Origin of the sequence: Streptomyces cyaneofuscatus (assembly GCF_042718795.1) — a bacterium.
In the GTDB taxonomy this organism is placed as follows: Bacteria; Actinomycetota; Actinomycetes; order Streptomycetales; family Streptomycetaceae; genus Streptomyces; species Streptomyces cyaneofuscatus_A.
This window is the reverse complement of the sequence record NZ_JBHXOX010000040.1, coordinates 1-26,457: the sequence shown is the minus strand read 5'-3', so window position 1 is coordinate 26,457 and position 26,457 is coordinate 1. Positions and strand designations below refer to the sequence as shown.

Annotated in this window: 29 protein-coding genes; 17 read left to right on the top strand and 12 right to left on the bottom strand. The window is 72.4% G+C overall.

What is annotated here, in order from left to right; all coding sequences use genetic code 11:
- Positions 1 to 242 precede the first annotated feature (242 nt).
- Both ACFWRT_RS33930 and ACFWRT_RS33925 read left to right on the top strand, forming a co-directional pair.
- Complete coding sequence (locus ACFWRT_RS33930) at positions 243 to 1,271, top strand: helix-turn-helix domain-containing protein (RefSeq protein ID WP_380952346.1); 1,029 nt, start codon at positions 243 to 245, stop codon at positions 1,269 to 1,271.
- Positions 1,272 to 1,307: 36 nt separating this feature from the next.
- The gene (locus ACFWRT_RS33925; protein ID WP_380952345.1) at positions 1,308 to 1,790 is read left to right on the top strand and encodes a DUF456 domain-containing protein; all 483 of its coding nucleotides are present in this window, start codon (positions 1,308 to 1,310) and stop codon (positions 1,788 to 1,790) included.
- Here ACFWRT_RS33925 and ACFWRT_RS33920 read toward each other — a convergent pair.
- Together ACFWRT_RS33920 and rsgA are read right to left on the bottom strand one after the other, a co-directional pair.
- A complete protein-coding gene (locus ACFWRT_RS33920) occupies positions 1,715 to 3,145 on the bottom strand; it encodes a DNA-3-methyladenine glycosylase 2 family protein (protein ID WP_380952344.1) in 1,431 nt (476 codons plus the stop codon). The genes ACFWRT_RS33925 and ACFWRT_RS33920 overlap by 76 nt on opposite strands.
- A 76-nt stretch (positions 3,146 to 3,221) precedes the next feature.
- Complete coding sequence (gene rsgA, locus ACFWRT_RS33915) at positions 3,222 to 4,379, bottom strand: ribosome small subunit-dependent GTPase A (protein ID WP_380952343.1); 1,158 nt, start codon at positions 4,377 to 4,379, stop codon at positions 3,222 to 3,224.
- 352 nt (positions 4,380 to 4,731) lie between these two features.
- On the opposite strand from rsgA, the gene ACFWRT_RS33910 reads away from it, so the two are divergent.
- On the top strand, positions 4,732 to 5,232 hold the full coding sequence (locus tag ACFWRT_RS33910) for a DUF5949 family protein (RefSeq protein ID WP_128850009.1): 501 nt from the start codon (positions 4,732 to 4,734) through the stop codon (positions 5,230 to 5,232).
- Between the two features lie 217 nt (positions 5,233 to 5,449).
- Here ACFWRT_RS33910 and ACFWRT_RS33905 read toward each other — a convergent pair whose 3' ends face one another.
- The 6 genes from ACFWRT_RS33905 to ACFWRT_RS33880 form a co-directional block, all read right to left on the bottom strand.
- Complete coding sequence (locus tag ACFWRT_RS33905) at positions 5,450 to 5,857, bottom strand: rodlin (protein WP_364776401.1); 408 nt, start codon at positions 5,855 to 5,857, stop codon at positions 5,450 to 5,452.
- 134 nt (positions 5,858 to 5,991) lie between these two features.
- On the bottom strand, positions 5,992 to 6,198 hold the full coding sequence (locus ACFWRT_RS33900; RefSeq protein WP_380952342.1) for a hypothetical protein: 207 nt from the start codon (positions 6,196 to 6,198) through the stop codon (positions 5,992 to 5,994).
- A gap of 201 nt (positions 6,199 to 6,399) precedes the next feature.
- Positions 6,400 to 6,810: a rodlin gene (locus ACFWRT_RS33895; protein ID WP_380952341.1), complete on the bottom strand. Its 411-nt coding sequence runs from the start codon at positions 6,808 to 6,810 to the stop codon at positions 6,400 to 6,402.
- An 82-nt stretch (positions 6,811 to 6,892) separates the two neighbouring features.
- A complete protein-coding gene (locus tag ACFWRT_RS33890; RefSeq protein ID WP_018514627.1) occupies positions 6,893 to 7,183 on the bottom strand; it encodes a hypothetical protein in 291 nt (96 codons plus the stop codon).
- 218 nt (positions 7,184 to 7,401) lie between these two features.
- Positions 7,402 to 7,635 (bottom strand): chaplin, encoded by a 234-nt coding sequence (locus tag ACFWRT_RS33885; RefSeq protein ID WP_380952340.1) that lies wholly within the window; start codon positions 7,633 to 7,635, stop codon positions 7,402 to 7,404.
- A gap of 303 nt (positions 7,636 to 7,938) precedes the next feature.
- Positions 7,939 to 8,340: a rodlin gene (locus tag ACFWRT_RS33880; protein ID WP_128850016.1), complete on the bottom strand. Its 402-nt coding sequence runs from the start codon at positions 8,338 to 8,340 to the stop codon at positions 7,939 to 7,941.
- Positions 8,341 to 8,922: 582 nt separating this feature from the next.
- On the opposite strand from ACFWRT_RS33880, the gene ACFWRT_RS33875 reads away from it, so the two are divergent.
- The gene (locus ACFWRT_RS33875) at positions 8,923 to 9,639 is read left to right on the top strand and encodes a chaplin (RefSeq protein ID WP_380952339.1); all 717 of its coding nucleotides are present in this window, start codon (positions 8,923 to 8,925) and stop codon (positions 9,637 to 9,639) included.
- Between the two features lie 126 nt (positions 9,640 to 9,765).
- Entirely contained in the window at positions 9,766 to 10,962 is a 1,197-nt protein-coding gene (locus tag ACFWRT_RS33870) for an FAD-dependent monooxygenase (RefSeq protein WP_380952338.1), read from the top strand.
- On the opposite strand, the gene ACFWRT_RS33865 is transcribed toward ACFWRT_RS33870, so the two are convergent.
- Both ACFWRT_RS33865 and ACFWRT_RS33860 read right to left on the bottom strand, forming a co-directional pair.
- Positions 10,952 to 12,172 (bottom strand): acetyl-CoA C-acetyltransferase, encoded by a 1,221-nt coding sequence (locus ACFWRT_RS33865; RefSeq protein WP_380952337.1) that lies wholly within the window; start codon positions 12,170 to 12,172, stop codon positions 10,952 to 10,954. The two genes, ACFWRT_RS33870 and ACFWRT_RS33865, sit on opposite strands and share 11 nt — an antisense overlap.
- Positions 12,173 to 12,301: 129 nt before the next feature.
- Positions 12,302 to 13,207, bottom strand: a complete 906-nt coding sequence (locus ACFWRT_RS33860) for a LysR family transcriptional regulator (protein WP_380952336.1) — start codon at positions 13,205 to 13,207, stop codon at positions 12,302 to 12,304.
- 141 nt (positions 13,208 to 13,348) lie between these two features.
- On the opposite strand from ACFWRT_RS33860, the gene ACFWRT_RS33855 reads away from it, so the two are divergent.
- From ACFWRT_RS33855 to ACFWRT_RS33840, 4 genes are all read left to right on the top strand, one after another.
- Complete coding sequence (locus ACFWRT_RS33855; protein ID WP_380952335.1) at positions 13,349 to 14,290, top strand: CoA transferase subunit A; 942 nt, start codon at positions 13,349 to 13,351, stop codon at positions 14,288 to 14,290.
- Positions 14,287 to 15,072 carry a CoA-transferase subunit beta gene (locus ACFWRT_RS33850; RefSeq protein WP_380952334.1) on the top strand — a complete coding sequence of 262 codons (786 nt, stop codon included), beginning with the start codon at positions 14,287 to 14,289 and terminating at the stop codon, positions 15,070 to 15,072. Before ACFWRT_RS33855 ends, ACFWRT_RS33850 begins: the two co-directional genes overlap by 4 nt.
- A gap of 85 nt (positions 15,073 to 15,157) precedes the next feature.
- Positions 15,158 to 16,705: a 3-hydroxyacyl-CoA dehydrogenase gene (locus tag ACFWRT_RS33845; protein ID WP_380952333.1), complete on the top strand. Its 1,548-nt coding sequence runs from the start codon at positions 15,158 to 15,160 to the stop codon at positions 16,703 to 16,705.
- Between the two features lie 67 nt (positions 16,706 to 16,772).
- On the top strand, positions 16,773 to 17,195 hold the full coding sequence (locus tag ACFWRT_RS33840) for a VOC family protein (protein ID WP_380952332.1): 423 nt from the start codon (positions 16,773 to 16,775) through the stop codon (positions 17,193 to 17,195).
- Here ACFWRT_RS33840 and ACFWRT_RS33835 read toward each other — a convergent pair.
- A complete protein-coding gene (locus ACFWRT_RS33835) occupies positions 17,105 to 17,893 on the bottom strand; it encodes a DUF6597 domain-containing transcriptional factor (protein WP_380952331.1) in 789 nt (262 codons plus the stop codon). The genes ACFWRT_RS33840 and ACFWRT_RS33835 overlap by 91 nt on opposite strands.
- A gap of 22 nt (positions 17,894 to 17,915) precedes the next feature.
- On the bottom strand, positions 17,916 to 19,160 hold the full coding sequence (locus ACFWRT_RS33830) for a YihY/virulence factor BrkB family protein (protein ID WP_380952330.1): 1,245 nt from the start codon (positions 19,158 to 19,160) through the stop codon (positions 17,916 to 17,918).
- A 17-nt stretch (positions 19,161 to 19,177) separates the two neighbouring features.
- Here ACFWRT_RS33830 and ACFWRT_RS33825 point away from each other — a divergent pair, with 17 nt between their 5' ends.
- The 8 genes from ACFWRT_RS33825 to ACFWRT_RS33790 form a co-directional block, all read left to right on the top strand.
- Entirely contained in the window at positions 19,178 to 20,827 is a 1,650-nt protein-coding gene (locus tag ACFWRT_RS33825) for an acyl-CoA dehydrogenase family protein (protein WP_380952329.1), read from the top strand.
- A gap of 274 nt (positions 20,828 to 21,101) precedes the next feature.
- Positions 21,102 to 22,394, top strand: a complete 1,293-nt coding sequence (locus ACFWRT_RS33820; protein ID WP_380952328.1) for a helix-turn-helix domain-containing protein — start codon at positions 21,102 to 21,104, stop codon at positions 22,392 to 22,394.
- Positions 22,395 to 22,475: 81 nt separating this feature from the next.
- The gene (locus ACFWRT_RS33815) at positions 22,476 to 23,108 is read left to right on the top strand and encodes a GNAT family N-acetyltransferase (protein WP_380952327.1); all 633 of its coding nucleotides are present in this window, start codon (positions 22,476 to 22,478) and stop codon (positions 23,106 to 23,108) included.
- A 176-nt stretch (positions 23,109 to 23,284) separates the two neighbouring features.
- Complete coding sequence (locus ACFWRT_RS33810; protein WP_317824784.1) at positions 23,285 to 23,368, top strand: putative leader peptide; 84 nt, start codon at positions 23,285 to 23,287, stop codon at positions 23,366 to 23,368.
- Between the two features lie 126 nt (positions 23,369 to 23,494).
- Positions 23,495 to 25,192: a nitrite/sulfite reductase gene (locus ACFWRT_RS33805; protein WP_380952326.1), complete on the top strand. Its 1,698-nt coding sequence runs from the start codon at positions 23,495 to 23,497 to the stop codon at positions 25,190 to 25,192.
- Positions 25,189 to 25,368, top strand: coding sequence for a hypothetical protein (locus ACFWRT_RS33800; RefSeq protein WP_007449013.1), 180 nt, complete (start codon positions 25,189 to 25,191; stop codon positions 25,366 to 25,368). The genes ACFWRT_RS33805 and ACFWRT_RS33800 overlap by 4 nt, the downstream gene beginning before the upstream one ends.
- Positions 25,365 to 26,081: a phosphoadenylyl-sulfate reductase gene (locus ACFWRT_RS33795; RefSeq protein WP_380952325.1), complete on the top strand. Its 717-nt coding sequence runs from the start codon at positions 25,365 to 25,367 to the stop codon at positions 26,079 to 26,081. The genes ACFWRT_RS33800 and ACFWRT_RS33795 overlap by 4 nt, the downstream gene beginning before the upstream one ends.
- 23 nt (positions 26,082 to 26,104) lie before the next feature.
- The coding region (locus ACFWRT_RS33790) for an adenylyl-sulfate kinase (RefSeq protein ID WP_380952324.1) at positions 26,105 to 26,457 on the top strand (353 nt) is incomplete at its 3' end.

Below are 26,457 nucleotides of genomic sequence, written 5' to 3'. Positions count from 1 at the left end.
GGTCCGCCGGGCGGCCCCACCCCCCACGGGAAGGACGCCCGGCGGACCGGTCGGTGTGATCATCGGATGTACAGATCGCCGGTACTGTCGCCGGTACGGGAGTGGCGCAAGACTGGCAGAGGGACCAGGGGTACAGGGGATGATGTGCGCGGCGGGTTTACGCCGTGGCCCTTTTCCGCCACGGCGAACCGGCCGGAACGGGCGCCACGAAGCGCGATCACCACACCGGGGAGGGTCGGCAGATGCTGGGGGCACTGGGTCTCGACGAGAGGCAGGAAGCCGCGTACCGCGCGCTGGTGGCGGCGGGAGCGGCGGAACTCTCCGATCTCGCGCACCGCCTGTCCCTCCCGGAGGCGGACGCCGAACGGGTGCTGCGGCGGCTGGAGCAGCAGGGGCTGGCCGCACAGTCCTCGGCCCGCCCGGGCCGCTGGGTGGCGGCCCCGCCGGGCGTCGCGCTGGGGGCCCTGCTGATCCAGCAGCGCCACGAGCTGGAGCAGGCGGAGCTGGCGTCCGCGCTGCTGGCCGCGGAGTACCGGGCGGAGGCGAGCGAGCCCGAGGTGCACGACCTGGTGGAGGTGGTGACCGGCTCGGCGGCGGTCGCCCAGCGCTTCCACCAGTTGCAGTTGGGCGCGGCGTCCGAGGTGTGCGCCCTGGTCACCGGCAAGCCGATCGCGGTGACCGGCATGGAGAACGAGTCCGAGGAGCGGGCGGCCTCGCGCGGGGTGGCCTACCGGGTGGTCGTCGAGCGCGAGGTGCTGTCGCTGCCGTCGGGGATCCTGGAGCTGTCGGCCGCGCTGAGCCGGGACGAGCAGTGCCGGGTGGTCGACCGGGTGCCGACGAAGCTGGTGATCGCCGACGGGACCACGGCGATGGTCCCGCTGACCGGGCGCGGCGCCGAGCCCGCCGCGCTGGTCGTGCACGCCAGCGGGCTGCTGGAGTCGCTCATGGGCCTCTTCGAGGCGGTGTGGCGGGAGGCGATGCCGCTGCGGCTGGGTGAGGGCGGTGGCGAGGTGCGTGAGGACGGCGTCGGCCCCGACCCCACCGATCTGGAGATCCTGTCGCTGCTGCTGGCCGGGCTGACCGACGCCAGCGTGGCCAAGCAGTTGGAGCTGGGGCTGCGGACCGTGCAGCGCCGGGTCAAGGGGCTGATGGAGCTGACCGGGGTCTCCACCCGGCTCCAGCTCGGCTGGCACGCGTACGAGCGGGGCTGGGTCGCCCGTTCCGCTCCGCCCGGGTCGCGCCCGTCGGCGCAGGTCGCGAGCGTGCGCTGACGCGCGGAGCGGTGCGCTCTCCGGCAGGCTGGTCGAATGGGTGTGTGGCAGCTCGTCGGCGTGGGCCTGGTCATGCTGCTGGGCCTGGTCGGGGTCCTGGTACCGGGCGTGCCGGGCCAGGCCATCGTCTGGGCGGCGGTGCTGTGGTGGGCGCTGACCGACATGACTCCGACGGCCTGGGGCGTCCTGATCGGCGCAACGGCCCTGATGCTGGTGAACCAGGCCCTGAAGCCGCTGCTGCCGCCACGCCGCCCGGCCGAGTCGGGCGCGCCCCGCCGGACGCTGATGATCGGCGGGGTCGCGGGGATCGTGGGATTCTTCGTGGTGCCCGTGGTGGGCGGCATCGCCGGGTTCGTGGGGGCGATCTACGGCGCGGAGCGGCTGCGGCTGGGCAGTCGTGGCGCGGGCTGGACGTCGGTGCGCTCGGTGATGCGGGCGACGGGCTACGCGGTGCTGGTGGAGCTGTTCGCGTGCCTGCTGGTGGCGGGGGCCTGGCTGGGGGCGCTGATCTGGGGCTGACGCGCGGCCGTCTCCAGATGGCGTACGGCGTACGAACACCACGGCCGCCACCGCTCGGCCCCCGCCGTCCCGTACGGGTCGACATCCGGATCCCCGAGCGCCCGCATCCGGATCAGCGCGGCGGTCCGCCGGTCCACCCCGGGCAGCGTGCCGAGCCCCCGTTCCGCCTCCTCCCGGTCCGCCCCCGCGTCCAGCCGCAGCTCCCCGTCGGCGAGCGCGGCGGCCAGGGTCCGCAGGGCCGGGTCGGTGACGGCCCCGGCCAGCACGCCCGGCTCCGGGAACACGTGGGTGAGCGCGCCGCACGGCACGTCCAGCACCTTGCCGTACCGCTCGACCAGCTCCGCCGCCCGCTCCCGCCCCACCAGCGCCCGTACCGCCTCCTCCTCCGGGTCCGCCGCCCCCGGCGAGCGCAGCCCCGGCCGGGCGGCGACCAGCGGGGCGAGCCGGGGGTCGGCGGCCAGGGCCTCGTCGACGGCGTACGGGTCGGCGTCCAGGTCGAACAGGCGCCGCAGCCGCTGTACGGCGGTGGTCAGGTCGCGCAGGTCGGTGAGGTGGATCCGGGCCTCCAGCCACGGTCCCGGCGATCCCTCGTCGACGGCGGCGATCCCGGTCCCGTACGGGAGCCGCAGCGTACGCCGGTAGGTGCGGCGCCCCGGCTCCCCGGCCATCTCCTCGACCCGGGCCACGGCCCCCTCCCCCAGCAGGTCGAAGACGGCACCGGCGGCGTACGGGCCCCGATGGGCGAGCCGCAGCGGGATCCCGGCCCGCAGCCCCGTGCCCCGGCCCCCGCCGAGCCCGGTCCCGGCCTCCGCGCGCAGGGCGCTGGGGGTGCGGGCGTAGATCCGGCGGATGGTGTCGTTGAACTGGCGCACGCTGGCGAACCCGGCCGCGAAGGCGATCTCGGTGACGGGCAGGCCGGTGGTCTGGAGGAGCACCCGGGCGGTGTGGGAACGCTGGGCGCGGGCCAGCGCGACCGGTCCGGCGCCCAGCTCGGCGTTGAGCTGGCGCTGGACCTGCCGGGCGCTGTAGCCGAGCCGCCCGGCGAGGCCGGGGACGCCCTCGCGGTCCACCACACCGTCGCCGATCAGCCGCACGGCCCGCCCCACGACATCGGCGCGGACGTTCCACTCGGCCGAGCCGGGCACGGCGTCGGGGCGGCACCGTCGGCAGGCCCGGAAGCCGCCCGCCTGGGCGGCGGCGGCCGTGGGGTAGAAGCGCACGTTGGCGCGTCGGGGGGTGACGGCGGGGCAGCTCGGCCGGCAGTAGATGCCGGTGGTCACGACGGCGAAGAAGAACACGCCGTCGAACCGTGCGTCGCGGCTGGTCACCGCCTCGTACCTGGTCCGTTCGTCCATCACACCGTCCAGTGTGCGGCAGCCGCCGCTGCCGCACTCGCGGTTTTCGGACGTCGAACCGTACCGACCCGGCGGGCTACCGCACCCGGCCCCCGCGCTTGGCCTGCATGGCCGCGCGCCCCTCGGCGCCCTTGCGCTTCCAGTCCTTCAGCATCTCCGAGCGCACCCGGGCGTCGGTCTTGGCGACGATCCGCTGGTTCTCGCGCAGCAGCTTGCGGTAACTCTCCAGCCGCCGGTCGGGCAGGGTGCCGTCCTCCAGCGCGGCGAGGACCGCGCACCCGGGCTCGCTCGCGTGGCCGCAGTCGTGGAACCGGCAGCGGGCCGCCAGCTCCTCGATCTCCGCGAACAGCTCGCCGACCCCGGTCCCGGCGTCGAAGAGGCCCACCCCGCGCAGCCCGGGGGTGTCGATGAGGACGCCCCCCTGCGGCAGGACGAGGAGGTTGCGGGTGGTCGTGGTGTGCCGGCCCTTGCCGTCCACGTCACGGGCGGCCCGCACCTCCATCTCCTCCCGGCCGAGCAGGGTGTTGGCGAGGGTGGACTTGCCGGCGCCGGAGATGCCGAGGAGCACGCTCGTACCGCCGGAGACGACGGCGCCGAGCACGTCGAGACCCGCACCGGTGGTGGAGCTGACGGGGTACACCTGGACGCCGGGCGCGATGGCCTCGATGTCCTGGACCAGGTGGGACAGGGTGACCGGGTCGGGCACCAGGTCGGCCTTGGTGAGCAGCACGATCGGCTCCGGCCGGTGCTCCCCGGCGCCGTATCCGTCGCCCAGCAGCGCGGCGCCGTCGGAGCTGGACAGGGCGAGCGCGAGGAAGCGCTCGATCCGCCCGAGGTCCAGCTCGACGGCGAGCGAGACGCAGATGACGATGTGGTCGATGTTGGTGGCGAGCACCTGCCCCTCGGACCGTTCCGAGGAGGTCGAGCGGACGAAGGCGGTCCGGCGCGGCAGCAGCGTACGGACGAAGCGTGGGTCGCCGTCCGCGTCGAGCGCCACCCAGTCACCGGTGCAGACGATCCGCATCGGGTCGCGTGGCACCACGAACGCGGTGTCGGCCCGGACCGGGCCGTCAGGGGTGATCACGTCGCATCGACCACGGTCCACCCGCACGACACGCCCCGGGACGAGACCCTGCTCGGCATAGGAGGAGAAGGCGGCCGCCCAGTCGTCGTCCCAGCCGTACGGAGTCAGCGGGTGCGAGGAGGACGGAACCGGAAGAAACGAGAAAGACAAGGGAAACCCTTCACAGGGTGGCCCCGGCAGCGCGCGCCCGGCGCGGAGGACAAGTGAGGTGGGTCAGCCGGTGGCCACGGGGGTGAGAACGATGCTCTTCTGGTTGTGGGCAGTGCCCACCACAACGACAGTCATCAATGTCCTCACCTCCTGATTCCTCGGGTCCCGATGCCCCGGGTGATTCCCGGGGTTCTTACGCGGCTGAGCTTAGCCCCGACGCTCCCGGCGCCGTCAACGGGTTTTACCGCGCCCCCACCGAAGTTGGCCGGCGGTCTCCCTGATATCCCCGATCTCCCACGATCGGGTGATACGCATGCATACCGGCCGGTCCGTGGCCGTTAGGGTGCCGGTCATGACCACACCTCAGACCTCCTCCGGCACCTTCACACCGGCCCAGTTGGGCACCCAGATCCTGATCGGCTGGAGCAGCCGGCAGCCCGGCGCCGACCAGGACACCGCCTACCTCCTCGCCTACTCGCTCGGCGACGGACAGGACGGACCGGAGGCCGGCAGCAACGCGCTGCGCATCGCGCTGGGCCGGGCGGGCCTCCAGGTCGGCGGCCCGATCCAGGACGCGGCCGAGGCCCCGGGCATCCAGGCCAAGCTCCTCGTCCAGGCGGGCCAGGCCGTCCTGACGATGCCGCACCTCAAGGCGCAGTACCCGGCCCCCGCGGAGTGGCTCGCGGCCGCGCTGGGACAGGGCCAGGTGTACGGCATGTTCGCCACGACCCCGTGGCCGGAGGCCGTTCCGGGGCAGCCGGTCAGCGAGGACCAGTTGCGGGCCTTCGCGGCGAACGAGGAGGTCGTCCGCTCCGCCGCCCACTGCCTGCTCCCGGTCCGCTCCCTCGGCTGATCCGGCGGCCGGTCCCTCGGCTGATCCTGCGGCCGGTCCTCCCCCGGTCACCGGGGCATGGCGATGCCCACCACCCCCCGTGGAGTGGTGGGCATCGCCATGTCCGGTGCCGCGACAGGCGCGGTGCCAGTGCGGTGCGGTGCGGTGACAACGAGGGCGGGCGGCCCCGGGAGTGACCCCCGGACCGCCCGCGCTCGAAACGTCAGGCTGTGTCGCGTCAGTTGTTGCCGACGCCGTTGCCCGAGAGGACCGGGATGTCGTCCAGGATGTGCGACAGCGGCTCGTCGCCCTTCGCCTGGGTGGAGTTGTCGGTGCACTGCTGGTTCTGCGGGTTGGACAGGACGTTGACGTCCTGGACCGTGATCGGCACCAGGCCGATGAGCGAACCGACGTTGACCTTGGCCGGCAGGCCGACGCAGAGCTTGTTCAGGGTGCCCTGAACAAGCTGGTTCTGCGGGCTCCAGTCGCCCTTGGTCTCGGCGTTGCCGATCTCCGACTCGGCACCGTTGCCGTTGACGGTGGTGGTGCCACCGTCGTTACCGATCGCCATGGCCGTGGGAGCCGCGACCGCGGACAGGCCGAGCAGGGACACGGCCACTGCGGCGCCGGCCATCATCTTCTTCATCAACTTCACCTTTCGGAGCGTCCCGTTGTGGAACGTACTGATCAACTGCCGGGGGTCCCGATCGGTTGCGCAGTACCACTCAAATGGGTTCGATCCGGCGCAAGGTCGACGCCACCGCCCAGTCCCCCCAAGCCTCAGCCGCCGGGGGCGTCGTCCGGGGTGCGGGCCGCCGGTACGAATCCGACGGCGCGGCGGGGGGCGGGCTCCTGCCGCGGTTCGGCCGACGGGTGGTCGTGCCCGGCCGCCTGCCACTCGGCGACGAGCCGGTCGTAGATCGGGGTGCCGCCCGGTGCGGGCCACGGCTCTGCGCTCTGCGAGGTCTGACTGTCGTACGGATCCATGCGGAGGCCCTACCCGCCCCGGCCCGGATCGTCAGCCGGGGCTACGGCATCCGGCCCAACCGGGTGCCCCGTCCGGAGGCGCCGGCCGAAAGCGCCGGCCCACGACGAAGGGCCAGTCCGTCCGGTCCGGCGAAGGACGGTCGCCGTACGGATGGACTGGCCCCACGCGGGTCACGCGGTGCGGACCGGAGCTACCCGGTCTCAGTTGTTGCCGGCACCGTTGCCGGAGAGGATCGGGATGTCGTTGAGCAGGTGCGACAGAGCCTCGTCACCCTTCGCCTGGGTGGAGTTCTCGGTGCACTGCTGGTTCTGCGGCGAGGACAGGACGTTGATGTCCTGGACGGAGATCGGCACCAGCCCGATGAGCGAACCGAGGTTCGCCTTGGCCGGCAGGGCGATGCAGGGCTTGTTGAGCGACCCCTGGATCAGCGCGAACTGCGGGCTCCAGTCACCGTGCGTCTCGGAGTTGCCGTAGGCCTGCGAGGCGCCGTTGCCGTTGACCGTCGTGGTGCCACCGTCGTTGGCGATCGCCATGGCGGACGGGGCGGCCGCAGCGGAGACACCGACGACCGAGGCGGCGACCGCCGCGGAAGCCATGATCTTCTTGAACATGAAAGAGCCCTTCTGGGGAGTGATGCGGGTCGAGGAAGGAACCAGGGGGAACGGTCGCGCCACAGCGGTCGGCCGCCGAGGGTCAGCCGCCGAGGGGAACTCCGCCGAGCAGCGGAGCGGCGCCCTCGGCCACACCCGTCGCCTGGCCCGCCAGCTTGCCGACCGTGCCGTCCTCGGAGACCGTCTCGGCGGTCTCGGCGACCGCGCCCACCACCGGGTCGACGACCTGCGGGGCACTGGCCATCACCTGGTTGAGGCCGCTGTCGAGGCTGAAGCTGGGGGCCGTGGGGGTAGTGACGGCGAAGGCGGGAGCGGCCGTTCCCAGGGCAGCCACGGAACCGACGACGAGTGCGGCGGTCTTCGCGTACTTCACTTTTCTGGTTCCCTTCTGCGCGGCGTCTGCTTCGGTCACGTCTCCGTGCCGCACACAAGCTTTCTTTACCTGTGACTTCTGCCGCTTTCCCCAGGGATAACGATCAGGCCGCGTACGGGAAACTGCGCCCGTGCGACTTTCTCCGACGCAAAGGCCCCGGGCGGCCGATGCCGTCCGGGGCCTGGCCGGTCCGGGGCTCGAAAGCCCGGACCGGTTGTTCACGCGTTGACGCAGGTGTTACCGAAGGCCGGGTTCAGCAGACCGATCACGTTGACGGTGTTACCGCAGACGTTGACCGGGATGTGCACCGGGATCTGCACGATGTTGCCGGACAGCACGCCCGGGGAGCCCGCGGCGATGGCCTCGGCACCCGAGTCGGCCATGGCCGGCGCAGCGGCACCCATCGCCATGAGCGTTCCGGCGGCGACTGCGGCAACCTTGGTGTACTTCACTTTTTTTGTCCCTTTCCTCGGCGGAGTCCGGTGCGGTCACGACTGTCGTGCCCGCCCGAGCAGATCCTGATCGCTCGGGACTCCGGCGCTGTCCTACGTAACGATGAACATCCGGGTTCGAAACTGTTCCACGGGCGGATTTCCGGATGTCCGCCCGAATGCCGCAACGGCCATGGAGACGCGCGGCAGGGAATGCGGCGGAAAAGGCTGAAGAAACGATGCCGCATTCCCGGGAGAGCGACGGGCCCGGGCCGCTCGGTGGAGGAACGCCGAGGGCCCGGGCCCGAGTAGAGCGGCTGCGGATCAGCCGTTGCCCGCGCCGTTGCCGGAGAGGATCGGGATGTCCTCCAGGATGTGCGACAGGGCCTCGTCACCCTTGGCCTGGGTGGAGTTCTCGGTGCACTGCTGGTTCTGCGGCGAGGACAGGACGTTGATGTCCTGGACCGTGATCGGCACGAGGCCGATGAGCGAACCGAGGTTCGCCTTGGCCGGCAGGGCGATGCAGGGCTTGTTGAGCGAGCCCTGGATCAGCGCGAACTGCGGGCTCCAGTCACCGTGCGTCTCGGAGTTGCCGTACGACTGCGAAGCGCCGTTGCCGTTGACCGTCGTGGTACCGCCATCGTTGGCGATCGCCATGGCCTGCGTCGAGCCGAGCCCGAGGATGGAGGCAGCGACAGCGCCCGTAGCCAGAACCTTCTTGATCACGATTAACCCTTCTCGTACCGGTCGCTCCGTAGCGGAGCGCCCTGATCAACTCGCCGCCGGTTGTTTGGTTCCGCGCGTTCACCCGATTGCCGGGCACGGGGGCGCACTGCGCGGGAGTGCGCCCGGCCCGCGCCTGCGCGCGCCCTTCACACCGCCCCTGTTCGCACGGCCATCTGTTCGTGAAGAAAATGCGTACGCGGCACCGTGCGCGTTCGCCCGAACGGGTCGACCCGCGTCGACCACCCACTCACCCCGCACCCATCGCCACACAGCCCCTGGCGAGGTCAACGCCGTTCACCAACCGGAAAGTTGGGGATGAATCGTTTCCCTTCAGCGGTGGCGGGGCCAGGAGGCGGTTCGCCCAGTCCATCCGTTCGGGTGATTACACAATTCCCACGCCGCCGCGAGTTTCCCGCCCCATCTTCGATCGTTAGGGCAATCGTCCAGCGCGCGTGTATCGACTTTCACCATGGCTTCCCGCGGGGATACCGGGGGTCCGTCACGACAGCGGCACCACCCGACGGCTCCGCGTGCGAAGCACCCACGCGAATGTTTCGCGAATGTCCTAAGGAAGGGCAAGTAATGCGACAGACCTTGAACAAGAGCATGATCATCATGGCGGCCGCTTCGGGCCTCCTGGCCGCGGCCGGCGGTTCCGCGCACGCCGACGCGTCGGCCGAGGGCGCTGCCGTCGGTTCGCCGGGGGTCGGTTCGGGGAACGCCGTGCAGGTGCCGGTGCACATCCCGGTCAACGTGTGCGGCAACACCGTCAATGTGATCGCGCTGTTGAACCCCGCGTTCGGCAACTCCTGCGCGAACGTGAGCGGCCCGGATGACGAGTACCCGCCCACCGAGCCGCCGGGCGAGGAGCCGCCGACCGAGGAGCCGCCCACGGAGGAGCCGCCGACCGAGGAGCCCCCCACGGAGGAGCCGCCCACCGAGGAGCCGCCCACCGAAGAGCCCCCGACCGAGCAGCCGCCGGTCGACGAGCCGCCCACCGAGGAGCCCCCGGTCGACGAGCCGCCCACGGAGGAGCCGCCGGTCGACGAGCCGCCGACCCAGGAGCCCCCCGTCGACGAGCCGCCGGTCGACGAGCCCCCGGCCGAGCAGCCGCCCACCGACACCCCCGGATCGAACAACCCCGGTCCGAACACTCCGGGTACGCACACCCCCGGCTCCGAGACCCCGGGCCTGGCCGACACCGGTGCCGCCGGTCTCGGCCTGGCGGGAGGCGCGAGCGCCGCGCTGCTGCTGGGCGGGTCGGTGCTGATGCGCCGCACCCGTAACGCGCGGGACTGATACACCCACCCGCCGCGGAGACGAGGTCCGGCCGGACAGCGGGGACTGTCCGGCCGGACCTTTCGCGCGCCCGGAAGCGGAGCGTGCGGCTTCGAGGAACGCAGGACGCCGGAAAGGGGTCGCAGCATGGCAGCAGCGACAGCAACAGCGTTACGTATCGGGGTGATCGGCGGCAGCATCGCCGGGTGCGCGGCCGCCGTCGCGGGCTCCCGGGCCGGGGCGGACGTCACCGTGTACGAGCGGAGCGGCGCCGAGCTCCAGGACCGGGGCTTCGGCATCGTGATGCCGCCGCCGCTCCACCGGGGGCTGGTCGCATCCGGCTATCTGGACGCGGCGATGGAGACGGCACCGGTGGCGACGCGGGTCTGGCTGACCCGGGAGCCGGGCGGGCGCTCGGCGCGGGAGCTGGCCCGCCAGTCCTCCCCCGTGACGCCGTGCAACTGGGGTCTGCTGTGGCGGTCGTTGCGGGCGAGCGCGGGCGCGGTGCGGTATCTGCGGGGCGAGCCCGTCACCTCGGTCGGCGAGGAAGCGGACGGGCGGGCGGTGGTCACGACCGCGCGGGGTTCGGAGCGGTACGACCTCGTGGTGGGGGCCGACGGACACGCCTCGCGCACGCGGCAGTTGCTCGCGCCGGGGCTGCTTCCGGAGCCGGCCGGCTATCTGGTCTGGCGCGGGGCGATTCCGCTGAGCGCGCTGGCGGACCATCCCCGGGAGCTGGAGCTGCTGCGGGGTGCGTGGGTGACGCTGGGGCTCCCGGGCGGGCACGGCATCTTCTACCTGATCCCCGGAGCGGGCGACCGGTTGCTCGCGTACGCCATCTACGGCAGGCCGCCCGCCTCCTCGTACGCGGGCGCCGATCCGGGGCCGTACGTACGCGAGTTGGCGCAGGAGCACTTCCCGGCGGCGTGGGCGGAGATCGTCGGCCACGGCACGCATCGCACGACGGCCTGCCATCCGGTGGCCGATGTCCAGGTGCCCCGGGCCGCCCGGTCGCCGCTGCTGCTGGCCGGGGACGCGGCCGGGGTGAGCCGGCCGCACACGGCGAGCGGTGCGGTCAAGGCGTTGCAGGACGCGCTCTGCCTGGAGCGGGTGCTGCGCGAGGGGCCGACGGCCGCCGTGGCGCTGGAGCGGTACGCGGACGAACGTACGGCGGCGGGCGCCCACTTGGTTGAGCTGGGGCGCCGCATGGGCCGGGCGCAGGTGGAGGAGACCCCCGACTGGGCGGCGATGGGGCAGGAGGAGGTGGACGCCTGGTTCCGCGGGGTGCTGGCGGGGACGCGGCACTACCTGTACGAGCAGCCGGGCGCCGGTGTCACGGCGTGACGCGTTCGAAGACGGCGGCGAGGGCCTGGCCGCCGCCGATGCACATCGTCTCCAGGCCGTAGCGGCCCTCGCGGCGGTGGAGTTCGCGGGTGAGCGTGGCGAGGATGCGGGCTCCGGTGGCGCCGACCGGGTGGCCGAGCGAGATGCCCGATCCGTTGACGTTGATCCGCTGGTCGTGGTCGGTGGCGCCGAGGCCCAACTCCCTGGTGCAGGCGAGGACCTGGGCGGCGAACGCCTCGTTCAGCTCGATCAGGTCGAGCTCGGCGAGGGTGAGGCCGGCGCGATCCAGTGCCGTACGGGTGGCGGCGACGGGAGCGATGCCCATGGTGGCGGCGGGGACGCCCGCGCGGGCGCAGGAGACGAGGCGGACGAGCGGGGTGAGGCCGAGGCGCTCGGCGGTCTCGGCGCTGGTGACCAGGCAGGCGGCGGCCGCGTCGTTCTGGCCGCTGGCGTTGCCCGCCGTGACGGTGGCCTCCGGGTCGGACTTCGCCATCACCGGTCGCAGGGCGGCGAGTTGCTCGGCGGTGGTGTCGGGGCGGGGGTGCTCGTCGGCGGTGACGGTGGTCTCGCCCTTGCGGGTGGTGACGGTGACGGGGACGGTCTCTGCCGCGTACCGGCCCTCGGCGGTGGCGGTGGCCGCCCGCTGCTGGGAGCGCAGCGCCAGGGCGTCCTGGTCGGCGCGGCTAATCCCGTACTCCCGGCGCAGGTTCTCCGCCGTCTCGATCATGCCGCCGGGGACCGGGTGGTGGATCCCTCCGGCGGTGACCCGGCCCCGGGCGAGGGAGTCGTGGAGCTGGAGGCCGGGGCCCTTGATGCCCCAGCGGCCGTCGTGCGTGTAGTAGGGCGCGGCGCTCATGACGTCGACCCCTCCGGCGATCACGACCTCGCTGAAGCCGGTCCGGATCTGCATGGCCGCGTCCAGGACCGCCTGGAGCCCGGAGCCGCAGCGGCGGTCGATCTGGGTGCCGGTGACGGTGGTGGGCAGCCCGGCGTCCAGGGCGGCGACCCGGCCGATGGCGGGCGCCTCGCTGGACGGGTAGGCGTGGCCGAGGATCACCTCGTCGACCCGGTCGGGGTCGATGCCCGTACGGGTGACGACCTCGGCGATGACGTGCGCGGCGAGCGAGGCCGGTGTCTGCTGCGCGAACGCTCCGCCGAAGCGGCCGATGGGGGTGCGCAGCGGTTCGCAGATGACGACTTCGAGCGGCACGGCGGGGCCTTTCCGGGGGCGGTGCTGGTGGCGGTATGCGCGGGTGCGGCGTGCGGTGGTAGTGACCTTCGCATGCGGCACTGAGTCGGTCCAATATCGAATGTGCGACGGGTTGAGAGGCCCGGCGTCTCAATCCAGGTGACGCACGGGTGTCGGCAGGGCGTCCTCCGCCACGGCGAGCACCGCGCGCAGGGCGGCGGAGGGGTTGTCGGCGCGCCAGGCGAGAGCGGCCCGGAGGCGGATGGGAGGGCCGGCGAGCGGGCGGTAGACCAGGCCGTTCTGCTGGATGTGCTGGACGGAGGTGACCGTGAGGGTGACTCCGACCCCGGCGGCGACCAGGGCGAGGATCGTGTACGAGTCGGGGGCCTCCTGGACGACGCGCGGGGTGAACCCGGCGCTCTCGCAGGCCTCGGTCATGGCGTCGCGGACGGTGGAGCCGGAGTTGGCGGGGAAGGAGACGAACGGTTCGCCGGCGAGTACGTCGAGGGGGACGGCCTCCCGCCGGGCGAGCGGGTGGTCGGAGGGCAGCGCGCAGACCAGCTCCTCCTCGTCGATCACCCGGTGGGCGACGCCGGGCCGGGTCACCGGCAGCCGGACGAAGCCGAGGTCGAGCGAGCCGTCCGCGACCCGGGCGAGGGCGGTGTTGGCGTACGTCTGGCCGGTCATGACGAGTTCGAGCCCGGGGTGGGCGGCGCGCACGGCGCGGGTGAGCCGGGGCAGCGTCTCGTGGCTGGAGGCCCCGGCGAAGCCGATGGTGACCCGGCCCAACTCGCCGATCCCCGCCGATCTGGCGGCCCGTACGGCGGTGTCCAGGTCGCCCAGGACGGTCCGTACGGGTTCGAGGAAGGACTCCCCCGCGCCGGTCAGCCGGACCGAGCGGGTGTTGCGGTGGAAGAGCTGGACTCCGAGCTCCCTCTCCAACTGGCGGATCTGCTGGCTCAGCGGCGGCTGGGCCATCTGGAGCCGCTTGGCGGCCCGGCCGAAGTGCAGCTCCTCGGCCACGGCGAGGAAGGCGTTCAGGTGGCGCAGTTCCATACGGACACCCCCTCCTGTCATTGATACGCCTGGCGACTTGATCCGACCTTAATTCGGTATTGGACAGCCATCAATGGGCGCTGACACCGTGGGGCCGTCGTACACGGACGATGCCGTCGTACACGGACGATGAGGAGAAGCGTGGACCGGACGGCCGGCAAGGTCATGTCGATGCGGGAGGCCGTCGCCGCCTTCGTCCATGACGGGGACACCGTGAGCCTCGAAGGGTTCACCCACCTCATCCCGACCGCCGCCGGGCACGAGATCATCCGGCAGGGCCGCCGGGATCTCACGGTCGTGCGGATGACGGCGGACATCGTGGTGGACCAGATGCTGGCCGCCGGGTGCGTGACGCGGCTGGTCTCCTCCTTCGTGGGGAACTCCTCCGCCGGTTCGCTCGGTGAGCTGCGGCGGCGTATCGAGCACGCCGACCCCGAGCCGCTGGCGTACGAGGAGTACAGCCACTACGGGATGGTCTGCCGCTACCTCGCCGGTGCGCAGCGGTTGCCGTTCTACCCGCTGCGCTCCTACGCGGGCAGCGATCTGCCCTCGGTCAACCCCGGGATCCGTAAGGTCGCTTCGCCCTATCCGGCCGCCGACGGATCAGCCGAGCAGATCTACGTCGTACCGCCCGTCAACCCGGACGTGACGTTCATCCACGCCCAGCGCGCCGACCGCCGGGGCAACACCCAGATCTGGGGGCTCACCGGCATCCAGGCCGAGGCGGTGTACGCGGCGGAGAAGGCGGTCGTGGTGGTGGAGGAGCTGGTGGCGGACGAGGTGGTGCGCGCGGACCCGAACCGCACCCTCGTCCCCGCCCACGCGGTCGACGCGGTGGTGCTCTGCCCGCGCGGGGCGCATCCGTCGTTCGCGCAGGGCTACTACGACCGGGACAACGCCTTCTACCGGTCCTGGTCCGCGATCAGCAAGGACCCGGTGCGGCTGCGGGAGTGGCTGGAGGAGTGGGTGTACGGGACCGCCGACCACGCGGCGTACGTGGCGAAGCTCGGCGAGGAGTTCTGGGCCGGGCTCGCGGTCGGCGAGGCGCTGAGCGGGCAGGTCGACTACGGGAGGCGGCTGTGAGCGAGGAGCGTACGCAGGTGACGGGGTCCGTCACCTCCTCCGAGCTGCTCTCCGTCGTCGCCGCGCGTGAACTGGCGGGCCGCCGGACCGTCTTCGCGGGGATCGGGCTGCCGACGCTCGCCGCCGAGCTGGCGCGTCTGACGGTCGCGCCGGAGATCGAGGTGGTGTACGAGTCCGGGGTCTGCGGGGCTCATCCGTCCCATCTGCCGGAGACCATCGCGGACGCGGTCCTCATCACGGGCGCCGAGGCGGTGCTCCCGATGCCCGCGCTGTTCGGCTCCGTGCTCCAGGGCGGCCACATCGACGTCGGCTTCCTGGGAGCGGCGCAGATCGACCGCTGGGGCAACCTCAACACCTCGGTGATCGGGGAGTGGGAGCGCCCTGCGGTACGGCTTCCGGGCTCCGGGGGCGGGGTCGAGGTGATGGCGAACGCCCGGGAGGTCTTCGTCGTGATGCGCCGCCACACCCCGCGCTCCTTCGCGGACGTGCTGGACTTCTGTACGACGCCGGGTCCCGACCGGGCGCTCGCGGACGGCATCCGCCCGCTCGGGATCGGCGTCACCCGGGTCATCACCGAGCTGGGCATCCTCGCCCGCGCCGGCGTCGGCGACGAGCTGCGGCTGGTCGCCGTGCATCCCGGGGTCACCGTCGAGCAGGTGCGGGCCGCGACCGGCTGGGAGCTGGAGGTGGCCGACACGGTGACCACGGTGGAGCCGCCCGCGCGCGCTGAGCTACGGCTGCTGCGCGACGATGTCGACCCCGGCCGGGTCTACCTCCGCTGACCCGGACTCCTCTCTCCACCGGACTCTTCTCCACCTCCGCCGACCCGGACTTCTCTCCACCTCCGCTGAAAGGGCCCCAACTGCCATGCGTATCAGGATCGTCGGAGCCGGGGCCATGGGCCGCGGCATCGCCCAGTGGGCGGCGAGCGCGGGACACACCGTGGAGCTGGGCGACGTACGGGCGGCGGCGGTGACCGACGCCGTGGAGTTCGTCGTCTCGATGCTGGACCGGGCGGTGGCCAAGGGCCGGATGTCCGCCGCCGGCCGGGACGCGACCGTGGCGCGGCTGGTGCCGCTGGCCGATCCGTGGGCGGCCGGGCCGGACGTGGAGCTGGTCATCGAGGCCGTACGGGAGGACCTGGAGACCAAGGCGGAGGTGTTCGGGAAGCTGGAGCGGGCGCTGCCGTCGTCCGCCGTCTTCGCGACCAACACCTCGTCCCTGTCGGTGACCCGGATCGCGGCGACCCTCCAGGACCCGTCGCGCCTGGCCGGGCTGCACTTCTTCAACCCGGTGCCGTTGATGCGGATCGTGGAGGTGGTGCCGGGGGCGGCGACCCGCCCGGAGATCCCGGTGCTGCTGACCGAGCTGGTGGAGGGGTGCGGGCACCGGGCGGTGACCGTGGCCGACACCCCGGGCTTTCTGGTCAACCACGCGGGGCGCGGGCTGGTGACGGAGGCGCTCGCGCTGCTGGAGGAGTCGGTGGCGGTGCCCGCGGACATCGACCGGATCGCGCGGGACGTGCTGGGGCTGCGGATGGGCCCGTTCGAGCTGATGGACCTGACGGGACTGGATGTCACGGCCGCGGTGATCGACTCGATCTGGCAGGGGTTCCGGTACGAGGACCGGCTGCGCCCCTCCTACCTCACCCCGAACCGGGTGGTGGCCGGGCTGCACGGCCGGAAGACCGGGCAGGGCTGGTACGCGTACGGCGAGGGCACGGAAGGACCGGCTCCGGAACCGGCGGTGACCGGGAACGGTGAGCGGCCGGTGTTCCTGGCCGCGAGCGGGTCCGTGGAGACCGGGCCGTACGTGGAGGCCCTCGCCGGTGCGCTGGAGGCGGCCGGGGTCCGGGTCGAGCGGGGCGACGGGCCGTCCGCCGATGCGCTGGTGCTGGTGCCGGCCTGGGGCACGACGGTGTCCGGTGCGATCCGGGCGGGCGGGCTGCCGCCGGAGCGGACGGTGGGCGTGGAGGTGCTGCCCGCGGCCGGGCGGCGGCGGGTCCTGGCGGTGACGGCCGCCACCGGTCCTGCGGCGGCCCGGGACGCGCGGGCGGTGCTGGCGCGGGCGGCGGGCGGTGAGCCGCACGCCGTGACGGTGGTGCGGGACACGGCGGGCTCCGTCGCGCAGCGGCTGCTGTCGTCGATCGTCGCGGTGGGTGCCTCGATCGCGGAGCGGTCGCTCGCCACCCCGGCCGACATCGACCTGGCGGTGACGACCGGGCTCGGCTATCCGGCCGGGCCGCTGGCCTGGGGTGAGCGGATCGGGGCGCCCCGGCTGCTGGAGCTCCAGCGGGCGCTGCACGCGACGACGGGCGACCCGCGCCACCGGCCGACGCGGTGGGTGACGGAGCGGGCGGATCTGGGGCTGGCGCTGACGGATGCGGGGACGTCGGTGGGCGAGTGCTGGGGGTGACCCTTGGCGGACGCGCGCGTCCGATTCGTACAAGACCGTGGGGAGGCCCGGTGGCTACGGTCGTTCCATGACTCCACGACTCGACGCGATCAGCATCATCACGGCCGACCTGGCGGCCTCGCTCGCCTTCTACCGCAGGCTCGGCCTCGGCATCCCGGCCGGGGCGGAGTCCGCCCCGCATGTGGAGGTGGTCCTGCCGGGCGGGCAGCGGCTGCTGTGGGACACCGAGGACGTCATCCTGTCGTTCGACCCGAGCTGGGAGCGCCCGGCGGGCGGCGAGCGGCTGGGGCTGGCGTTCGTGTGTGACAGCCCGGCGGAGGTGGACGCCCTGTACGCGGAGCTGACCGGCGCCGGGTACGCGGGGCACCTGAAGCCGTGGGACGCGGTGTGGGGGCAGCGCTACGCGGTGGTGCTGGATCCGGACGGGTGCGGGGTCTCGCTGTTCGCCGCCGCGTCTGCCGGTTCGCCTGGTTCGCCTGCCGAGAAGTAGGTACCGAGGGTCGTGCCGGCCAGGTCGCGCATCTCGCGGGCGAGGTGCGCCTGGTCGGTGCAGCCCGCCGCGCAGGCCGCTTCGGCGTACGGGAGGCCGGTGCGGACGAGTTCCAGGGCGCGCTGGAGGCGGAGGACGCGGGCCAGTGTCTTGGGGCCGTAGCCGAAGGCGGACAGGGAGCGGCGGTGGAGCTGGCGGGCGCCGAGTCCGGCCTCCGCCGCCGTCGCCGCGACGGTCCTGCCCCGGCGCAGGCCCTCGGCGACGGCGACCGTCCGGGGGTCCGGGGGTCCGGTGGCGGCGATCCGGTCCAGGGCGAACCGTTCCAGGGCCGCCGCGGGGTCGGGGGCCTCGTCGATCCGCTCGGTGAGGCGGCGTACGGTCGCGGCGGGCCAGAGGTCGGCCAGCGCGGCCCGGTGGTCGCGCAGCTCGTGCGCCGGTACGCCGAGGAGTACGGGGGCGGTGCCGGGGGCGAACCGGATCGCGGCGCAGGAGGCCCGGTTCTCTGCTTCCACCTCGAACGCGTGCGTGTCCGGCCCTGCGACGACGATGCGGCCGCCGGTCCAGATCAGGTCCATGCAGCCGTCGGGCAGGACCGAGCGGGCCGTGCGCAGCGGAGGGGCGGGAGCGTCCCAGGTCCAGACGACGGCGCCGGGGAGTTCGGACGGCCGTTCCCGGTAGCGCTGCTGTTCCTCGGCCATGTCTCCACGCTAGCGCGCGGGGTCAGACCGACGGCGGTCCGGAGGTGTTCCGGGGCTGCCCGGGCTCCTTGGTCTTCGCCTCTTTCGCCTCCATGGGCCCCTTCGGCTCCTTGGGCCCCCTCGCCTCCTTGGGCCCCTTCGGCTCCTTCTCCCAGGTCGACTGGAGCCGTGACTTGACGTCGTCGGGAGGCAGGAAGCGGGACCAGCGCTCGGGGAACTCCGAGGGCATGTACGCCGGGCCGTCGTCCTCGTCCTCTTCCCCGGTGTCCCAGGTGGCGGGTCGGGTGCGGGCGACGAACTCGGCGGCCTGCGCGGCCCGGACACGTTCGGTGGCCTCGCGGGCGGCGGCGGTGGCGAGCGAGGGCCACACGTGGTCGATGGCCGCGTTGACCGCGGCGCCGACCAGGACGGCGAAGGCGGAGATGCCGATCCAGAGCAGGACGGCGATGGGCGCGGCCAAGGAACCGTAGATCGTGGGGCCTTCGACGGTGTTGGTGAGGTAGATCCGGAGCAGGAAGCTGCCGAGCACCCACATCCCGAGCGCCACGAGCGCCCCGGGGACATCCTCGATCCACGGCGACCGGACGGGGACGGAGACGTGGTAGAGCGTCGTGAGGAACGCGATGGTCAGGAGTATGACCAGCGGCCAGTAGAGGACGGCTATGACCTCGGTGCCCCAGGGCACGAACTCGACGACCCGGTCGGGGCCGACGACGAGCAGCGGCAGCACCACCGCGCCCAGCAGCAGGGCGACGACGTACAGCAGGAAGGCGAGCAGGCGGGTCTTGACGATGCCGCGGTGGCCGTCGAGGCCGTACATGACGGTGATGGTGTCGATGAAGACGTTCACCGCGCGGGAGCCGGACCACAGGGCGATGGCGAAGCCGATGGAGATGATGTCGGGGCGGGCGCCGGTGGTGACGTCGGCCAGCAGCGGTTTGGCGAAGTCGTTGACCCCGCGCTCGGAGAGCACGGTCTGTGAGGCCGAGAGGATGTTGCGCTCGATGGAGGCGACCGTGGTGGTGGTCGTCCACTCGTCGACGTAACCGAGCAGTCCGATGAGACCGAGCAGCAGTGGCGGCAGGGAGAGCAGGGTGAAGAAGGCCGCCTCGGCCGCCAGCCCGAGGATCCGGTACTCGATGCACGAGTTGACGGTGTCCTTGAGCAACTGCCATGCCATCCGCCGCTTGGAGACGTTGCGGTAGAGGACTCGGGCCCGGTGGAGTCGGCCCGGTGGCCGCTCGGGTGTTTCATTTGCTGCCTGCACCTCCTTACCGTATCGGCATGGCAGCCACCACCCACACAGTGACCAATCAGGTTCCGCCGCTGGTCGGCTATGACGTCTTCGCCGCGGACCGGGCCCTGTCCGAAGCCGTCGAGCGGCACATCGAACCGGGCGTCCTGCCCGCGGCGCGGGAGGAACTCGGGACGCTCGGGCAGTCCGCGGGATCGGCACAGGCACAGGAGTGGGGTGCGCAGGCCAACGACCATCCGCCCGTTCTGCGCACCCATGACCGGTATGGGCACCGGATCGACGAAGTCGAGTTCCATCCGTCCTGGCACCGGCTCCTGGGCCACGCGGTCGCCGCCGGGCTGACCGATGCCTGGGGCCGTCCGGCCGGCCATGTGCGGCGTGCGGCCGGGTTCCTGGTCTGGACGCAGGTCGAGGCGGGGCACGGCTGCCCGCTCTCGATGACACACGCCGCGGTGCCCGCGCTGCGGACCGACCCGGTGCTGGCCGCCGAGTGGGAGCCGCGGCTGACCTCGTACGTCTACGAGGAAGGGCTGCGGCCCGCGCAGGAGAAGGCCGGGGTGCTCTTCGGGATGGGCATGACGGAGAAGCAGGGCGGCACCGATGTGCGGTCCAACACGACCCGGGCGGAGCCGGTCGCGCAGCCGGTCTCCGGGGACGGCGAGTACCTGCTCACCGGGCACAAGTGGTTCTGTTCGGCGCCGATGTCGGACGGGTTCCTCGTGCTGGCGCAGGCGCCGGGCGGGCTGACGTGCTTCCTGGTGCCGCGCGTCCTGCCCGACGGGACGCGTAACGTGTTCGCGATCCAGCGGCTGAAGGACAAGCTGGGGAACAGGTCCAACGCCTCCAGCGAGGTCGAGTTCGACGGGACGTGGGCCCGCCGGGTCGGTGAGGAGGGGCGCGGGGTGCGCACCATCATCGAGATGGTGGCGGCCACCCGGCTGGACTGCGTGGTGGGGTCGGCGGCGCTGATGCGGCAGGCGGTGGCGCAGGCGATCCACCACTCCACCCACCGCTCCGCGTTCGGCGGGCTGTTGATCGACAAGCCGCTGATGCGCAACGTGCTGGCCGACCTGGCGCTGGAGTCGGAGGCGGCGACCGTCCTGGCGATGCGGCTGGCCTCGGCGTACGACACGGACACCGAGGAGGAGCGGGCGTTCCTGCGGATCGCGGTGCCCGCCGCGAAGTACTGGGTCACCAAGCGCTGCACGCCGGTCGTCGGCGAGGCGCTGGAGTGCCTGGGCGGCAACGGGTACGTCGAGGAGTCGGGGATGCCCCGGCTGCTGCGTGAGGCGCCGCTCAACTCGATCTGGGAGGGCTCGGGCAACGTACAGGCGCTGGACGTTCTGCGGGCGCTCCAGCGGGAGCCGCAGGCGCTGGATGCGTTCCTGCGGGAGGTCGGGAAGGCGCGCGGGGCCGATCACCGGCTGGACGCGGCGATCAAGGACCTGCTGACCGAGCTGGCGGACCTGGAGGGGATCGAGGCGCGGGCGCGGCGGCTGGTGGAGCGGATGGCGCTGGTGCTCCAGGGTTCGCTGCTGGTGCGGTGGGCGCCGCCGGAGGTCTCCGACGCGTTCTGCGCCTCGCGGCTGGGCGGGGACTGGGGCACGGCGTTCGGGACACTGCCGCACAGTCTGGATCTGGGCGCGGTGGTGAACCGGGCCCGGCCGGTCGCGGAGTAGGGCCGGTCGTTCGGATCAGGCCCCCCCCGGGGGGGGGAAGCGACGGAGGGTGGTGCTGCGCCGACACGGCACCACCCTCCATGCTTGAACCGTGCCGCTCGCCGGGCACGGGCCCGGCGTACGGCACGCTCCCACTCTCGTACGGTTCGGTGCGGCATCGCCAGAGTTGCAAAGGGTTGCAACCATTGTGTGGACTGCGTGGTGGGGGGCGTCGGAGCAGCGGCAGGATGGGGCCGGAGAGCTCACAGTGTTTCGGGGGGAACGGGTGGGGACCATGAGTCGGACGAGTTCTGCCGGAGCGGTGCGGGTGATCGGCCAGGAGGCGGAGCGGGCGAGCCGGCTGCTCCACCGGGCCCGGGAGGCCCGGCTGGCGGGCGAGCGGTCCTCCGTCGCACCACGGGCGGAGATCGACGCCTCGTGGGAGCGGGTCGTACGCAGCGGCATCGACCCCGGGCAGTCGCCGGAGAGCGAGCTGCTGCGGGCGGAGGAGATCGAGCACCGGCGGCACAGTACGGCGCTCGGCGAGGTGATGCCGGTGCTGCGGGCGGGCCTCGCCTCCATCGCGGACGCCGCGCAGCAGATCATGGTGGTCACCGACGCGGAGGGCCGGGTGCTGTGGCGCCAGGGCAACTCCGGGGTGCTCCACCGGGCGCACGACATCTGCCTGGAGGAGGGCGCGGCCTGGGCGGAGGGGGCGACGGGGACGAACGCGATCGGTACGGCGCTGGCGGCCCGCGCGCCGATCCAGGTCCACTCGGCCGAGCACTTCATCCGGGCCCTGCACAACTGGACCTGCGCGGCGGCCCCGGTCCGCGACCCACGGGACGGGCGGCTGGTGGGGATCGTCGACATCAGCGGACCCGCCTCCACCTTCCATCCGGCGACGCTGGCGCTGGTGGACTCGGTGGCGCGGCTCGCCGAGGGGGAGATCCGTACCCGTCATCTGGTGGCGATCGAGCGGCTGCGCGCGGTGGCGGCGCCGATCCTGTGCCGGCTGGGGGGCCGGGCGCTGGCGGTGGACACGCACGGGTGGCTGGCGGCGGTGACGGGGATGCCGCCGGTGGACCGGCTGCCGCTGCCGAAGTCGCTGGTGGCGGGGAGGGTGTGGCTGCCCTCGCTCGGGATGTGCCGGGTGGAGCCGTTGCCGGGCGGGTGGCTGGTGCAGGTGTCGGACAGTACGGCGGAGGGGGCGCCGCGCCGGGCGGTGCTGGACCTGAGCCGGCCGCGGGCGCTGGCCGTGCATCTGGTGGGGCCGCTGGGGACCTCGACGCAGCGGCTCTCGCCGCGCCACGCGGAGCTGCTGTACGCGCTGGCGTTGCACCGGGAGGGCCGCACGGCTTCCGAGCTGGCGCAGGACCTCTTCGGGGACGCGACCCGGACGGTGACGGTACGGGCCGAGATCTCCCGGCTGCGGCGCCACCTGGCGGAGGTCCTGGCGCACCGCCCGTACCGCTTCGGGGAGGGGGTGGACGTGGAGGTGGTCCACCCGGAGCACCCGGCGGACCTGCTGCCGCACTCGAAGGCGCCGGTGGTGACGGGGGCGCGGCGGGGGGCGGCACCGGGCTGACCGGGGGCGCGTCGGCTTCACCGGGGCCGATGGGCGGGCCCGCTGTGCACCGGTCGGCGGCGGCATGGTTTTCTGGCCGCCATGAGCAACCCCGCGCAGCCCCCCGTACCGGCCACCGAGGCGACCGGAACGGCGACCGGGCCCACCATCGAGGTCACCGTCTGGTCGCTGGAGCAGACCTCGCCCGCCGATCTGCGGCCCGCCGCCGTACCGGAGGGTGATGGCCTGCGGATCGTACGGTCCGAGGTGCCGCTGCCGGAGTTCAACCGGTTCCTCTACTCCGCCGTGGGCGGCGACATCCGGTGGACCGACCGGCTGACGATGACGTACGAGCAGTGGCGCGAGGAGCTGGAGCGGCCCGGGTCCGAGACCTGGGTGGCGTACGTGAACGGCACGCCGGCCGGATACGTCCAACTGGACGCGCAGGACGGCGGTGTGGTCGAGATCCTGTACTTCGGACTCATCCCGGCCTTCCGCGGGCGGCGGATCGGCGGTCACCTGCTCTCGTACGGGGTGGCGCGCGCCTGGGACCTGGCGGAGCGCTGGCCCCAGCGGCCGCCGACGGAGCGGGTCTGGCTGCACACCTGCTCGAAGGACGGTCCGTACGCGATGGACAACTATCTGCGCCGGGGCTTCCGGCTCTTCGCCACGGAGACCGAGGTGGAGCCGGCGGTGGCGACCCCGGGCCCGTGGCCGGGAGCGTACGGCGGCTGATCTCCCACCTTGTCACCTCGCAGGGGCCTTCACCGGATCCATCCTGGGGCAATTTGTCCTCATTGCCACGGACGTCACGTGTGACCGGCACCACAGCGTCTCGTTCTTCGAGACCATCTCGTCCACATCATGGATAGTGGTGGACTGTCCCGAGATCCGCGTGACACGCTTCCGTCATGTCTGGAACTGGAATTGCCTTGGTGAGTCGACGCCACGTCGACCTCTGCCGCATGTCCAGCGCCATCTGTCCGGCGCGCTGAGAGTCCCAGCACCCCGCCGCACCCTTACCTCTGACACTGCCCCGCGCACCGCCGCGCCTCCGCGCGAGTGTGCCGATCAGAGCCGCTCAGAGCCGCCCTCCCGCAGTCCCGAAGGACGTACCTGTCATGGCCGCTACCCCGGAACAGCCTGCGACCACCACGCCCCGCCGCAAGGCCGGACGCCACCGTGGCGAGGGTCAGTGGGCCGTGGGACACCACACTCCCCTCAACGGGAACGAGCAGTTCAAGAAGGACGACGACGGTCTCAACGTACGGACACGTATTGAGACGATCTACTCCAAGCGCGGCTTCGACTCCATCGACCCCAACGACCTGCGCGGACGCATGCGCTGGTGGGGGCTGTACACCCAGCGCAAGCCCGGCATCGACGGCGGCAAGACGGCCGTGCTGGAGCCGGAGGAGCTGGACGACAAGTACTTCATGCTGCGCGTCCGGATCGACGGCGGCCGGCTCACCACGCGGCAGCTACGGGTGATCGGGGAGATCTCCCAGGAGTTCGCGCGCGGGACCGCCGACCTCACCGACCGGCAGAACGTGCAGTACCACTGGATCCGGATCGAGGACGTGCCGGAGATCTGGCGGCGCCTCGAAGAGGTGGGCCTGTCCACCACCGAGGCCTGCGGTGACACGCCCCGCGTGATCCTCGGTTCGCCGGTGGCGGGCATCGCCGAGAACGAGATCATCGACGGCTCCCCCGCGATCGACGAGATCCAGCGCCGCTTCATCGGCAATCCCGACTTCTCCAACCTGCCCCGCAAGTTCAAGTCCGCGGTCTCCGGCTCACCGAACCTGGACGTGGCGCACGAGATCAACGACATCGCGTTCGTCGGCGTGAACCACCCCGAGCACGGCCCCGGCTTCGACCTCTGGGTCGGCGGCGGCCTCTCCACCAACCCCAAGCTCGGGGTGCGGCTCGGTGCCTGGGTGCCGCTGGACGAGGTGGCCGACGTGTACGGCGGGGTCATCGGGATCTTCCGTGACTACGGCTATCGGCGGCTGCGCACCCGCGCCCGGCTGAAGTTCCTGGTCGCGGACTGGGGCGCGGAGAAGTTCCGCCAGATCCTGGAGGACGAGTACCTGAAGCGGAAGCTGGTCGACGGGCCCGCGCCCGAGCAGCCCGCGCAGACCTGGCGCGACCACCTCGGGGTGCACCGGCAGAAGGACGGCCGCTTCTACGTCGGCTTCGCCGCGCGGGTGGGCCGGGTCGACGGCTCCACGCTCACCAAGATCGCGGAGGTGGCCGAGGCGCACGGCTCCGGCCGGGTGCGGACCACCGCCGAGCAGAAGATGATCGTGCTGGACGTGGCCGAGGAGCAGGTCGAGTCCCTGGTCGCCGGTCTGGAGGCGCTGGACCTCAAGGTCACGCCCTCCCCGTTCCGGCGCGGCACGATGGCCTGCACCGGCATCGAGTTCTGCAAGCTGGCGATCGTCGAGACGAAGGCGCGCGGCGCCTCGCTCATCGACGAACTGGAGCGCCGTATCCCGGAGTTCGACCACCCGATCACCATCAACATCAACGGCTGCCCGAACGCCTGCGCCCGTATCCAGGTCGCGGACATCGGTCTCAAGGGCCAGTTGATGCTGGACGAGAGCGGAAACCAGGTCGAGGGCTACCAGGTCCACCTCGGTGGCGCGCTCGGCCTGGAGGCCGGGTTCGGCCGCAAGGTCCGTGGCCTGAAGGTCACTTCGGCCGAACTTCCGGACTACGTCGAGCGGGTGCTCGGCCGGTTCCAGGAGGAGCGCGAGGACGGCGAGCGCTTCGCGACCTGGGCGGCGCGCGCCAGTGCGGAGTCGCTGTCATGAGCGAGCGAGCCGCCCCGTTCTACTGCCCGTACTGCGGCGACGAGGACCTGCGCCCCAACGAAACCGGCCACGGCGCCTGGGAATGTGCCTCCTGCAACCGTGCGTTCCAGCTGAAGTTCCTGGGTCTGCTGACCCGGGGAGTGCAGCGCAACGACGGTGAAGGGGACCGGATATGACGGACACTCTGATCAGTGGAGAGCTCACCGACCGCGAGCTCCAGGAGCTGGCCGAACAGGCCGGCCGGGAGCTGGAGGCCGCCTCCGCCACCGAGATCCTGAAGTGGGCGACCGACACCTTCGGGCCGCGCTTCTGCGTCACCTCCTCCATGGAGGACGCCGTGGTCGCGCATCTGGCCTCGCGGGTCATGCCGGGCGTGGACGTGGTCTTCCTGGACACCGGCTACCACTTCCCCGAGACCATCGGGACCCGGGACGCGGTGGACGCGGTGATGGACGTCAACGTCATCACGATCACCCCCCGGAAGACGGTGGCGGAGCAGGACGCGGAGCACGGCGAGAAGCTGCACGACCGCGACCCCGACCTGTGCTGCGCGCTGCGCAAGGTCAAGCCGTTGGAGGACGGCCTGACCGCGTACGCCGCGTGGGCGACGGGGCTGCGCCGCGACGAGTCCCCGACCCGGGCGAACACCCCGGTCGTCGGCTGGGACGCCAAGCGCCGCAAGGTGAAGGTCTCCCCCATCGCCCGCTGGACCCAGGACGACGTGGACTCCTACGTGTTGGAGCACGGGGTGCTCACCAACCCGCTGCTGATGGACGGTTACGCCTCCGTCGGCTGCGCGCCCTGCACCCGCCGGGTGCTGGAGGGCGAGGACGCACGAGCCGGCCGCTGGGCCGGACGCGGCAAGACCGAATGCGGGCTGCACGGCTGATGACGACTGATCAGGAGAGTTCGATGAGCGTGACGGAGACGGGAGCCACCGTGTGGCTGACCGGTCTGCCGAGCGCGGGCAAGACCACCATCGCGTACGAGCTGGCGGGCCGACTGCGGACCGAGGGCCACAAGGTGGAGGTGCTCGACGGCGACGAGATCCGGGAGTTCCTCTCCGCGGGCCTCGGCTTCTCCCGCGAGGACCGGCACACCAACGTGGCCCGGATCGGCTTCGTCGCCGAACTCCTCGCCGCCAACGGCGTGAAGGTACTGGTCCCCGTCATCGCCCCGTTCGCCGACAGCCGCGAGGCGGTCCGCAAGCGGCACGCGACCAGCGCGACCCCCTACCTGGAGGTGCACGTGGCGACGCCGGTCGA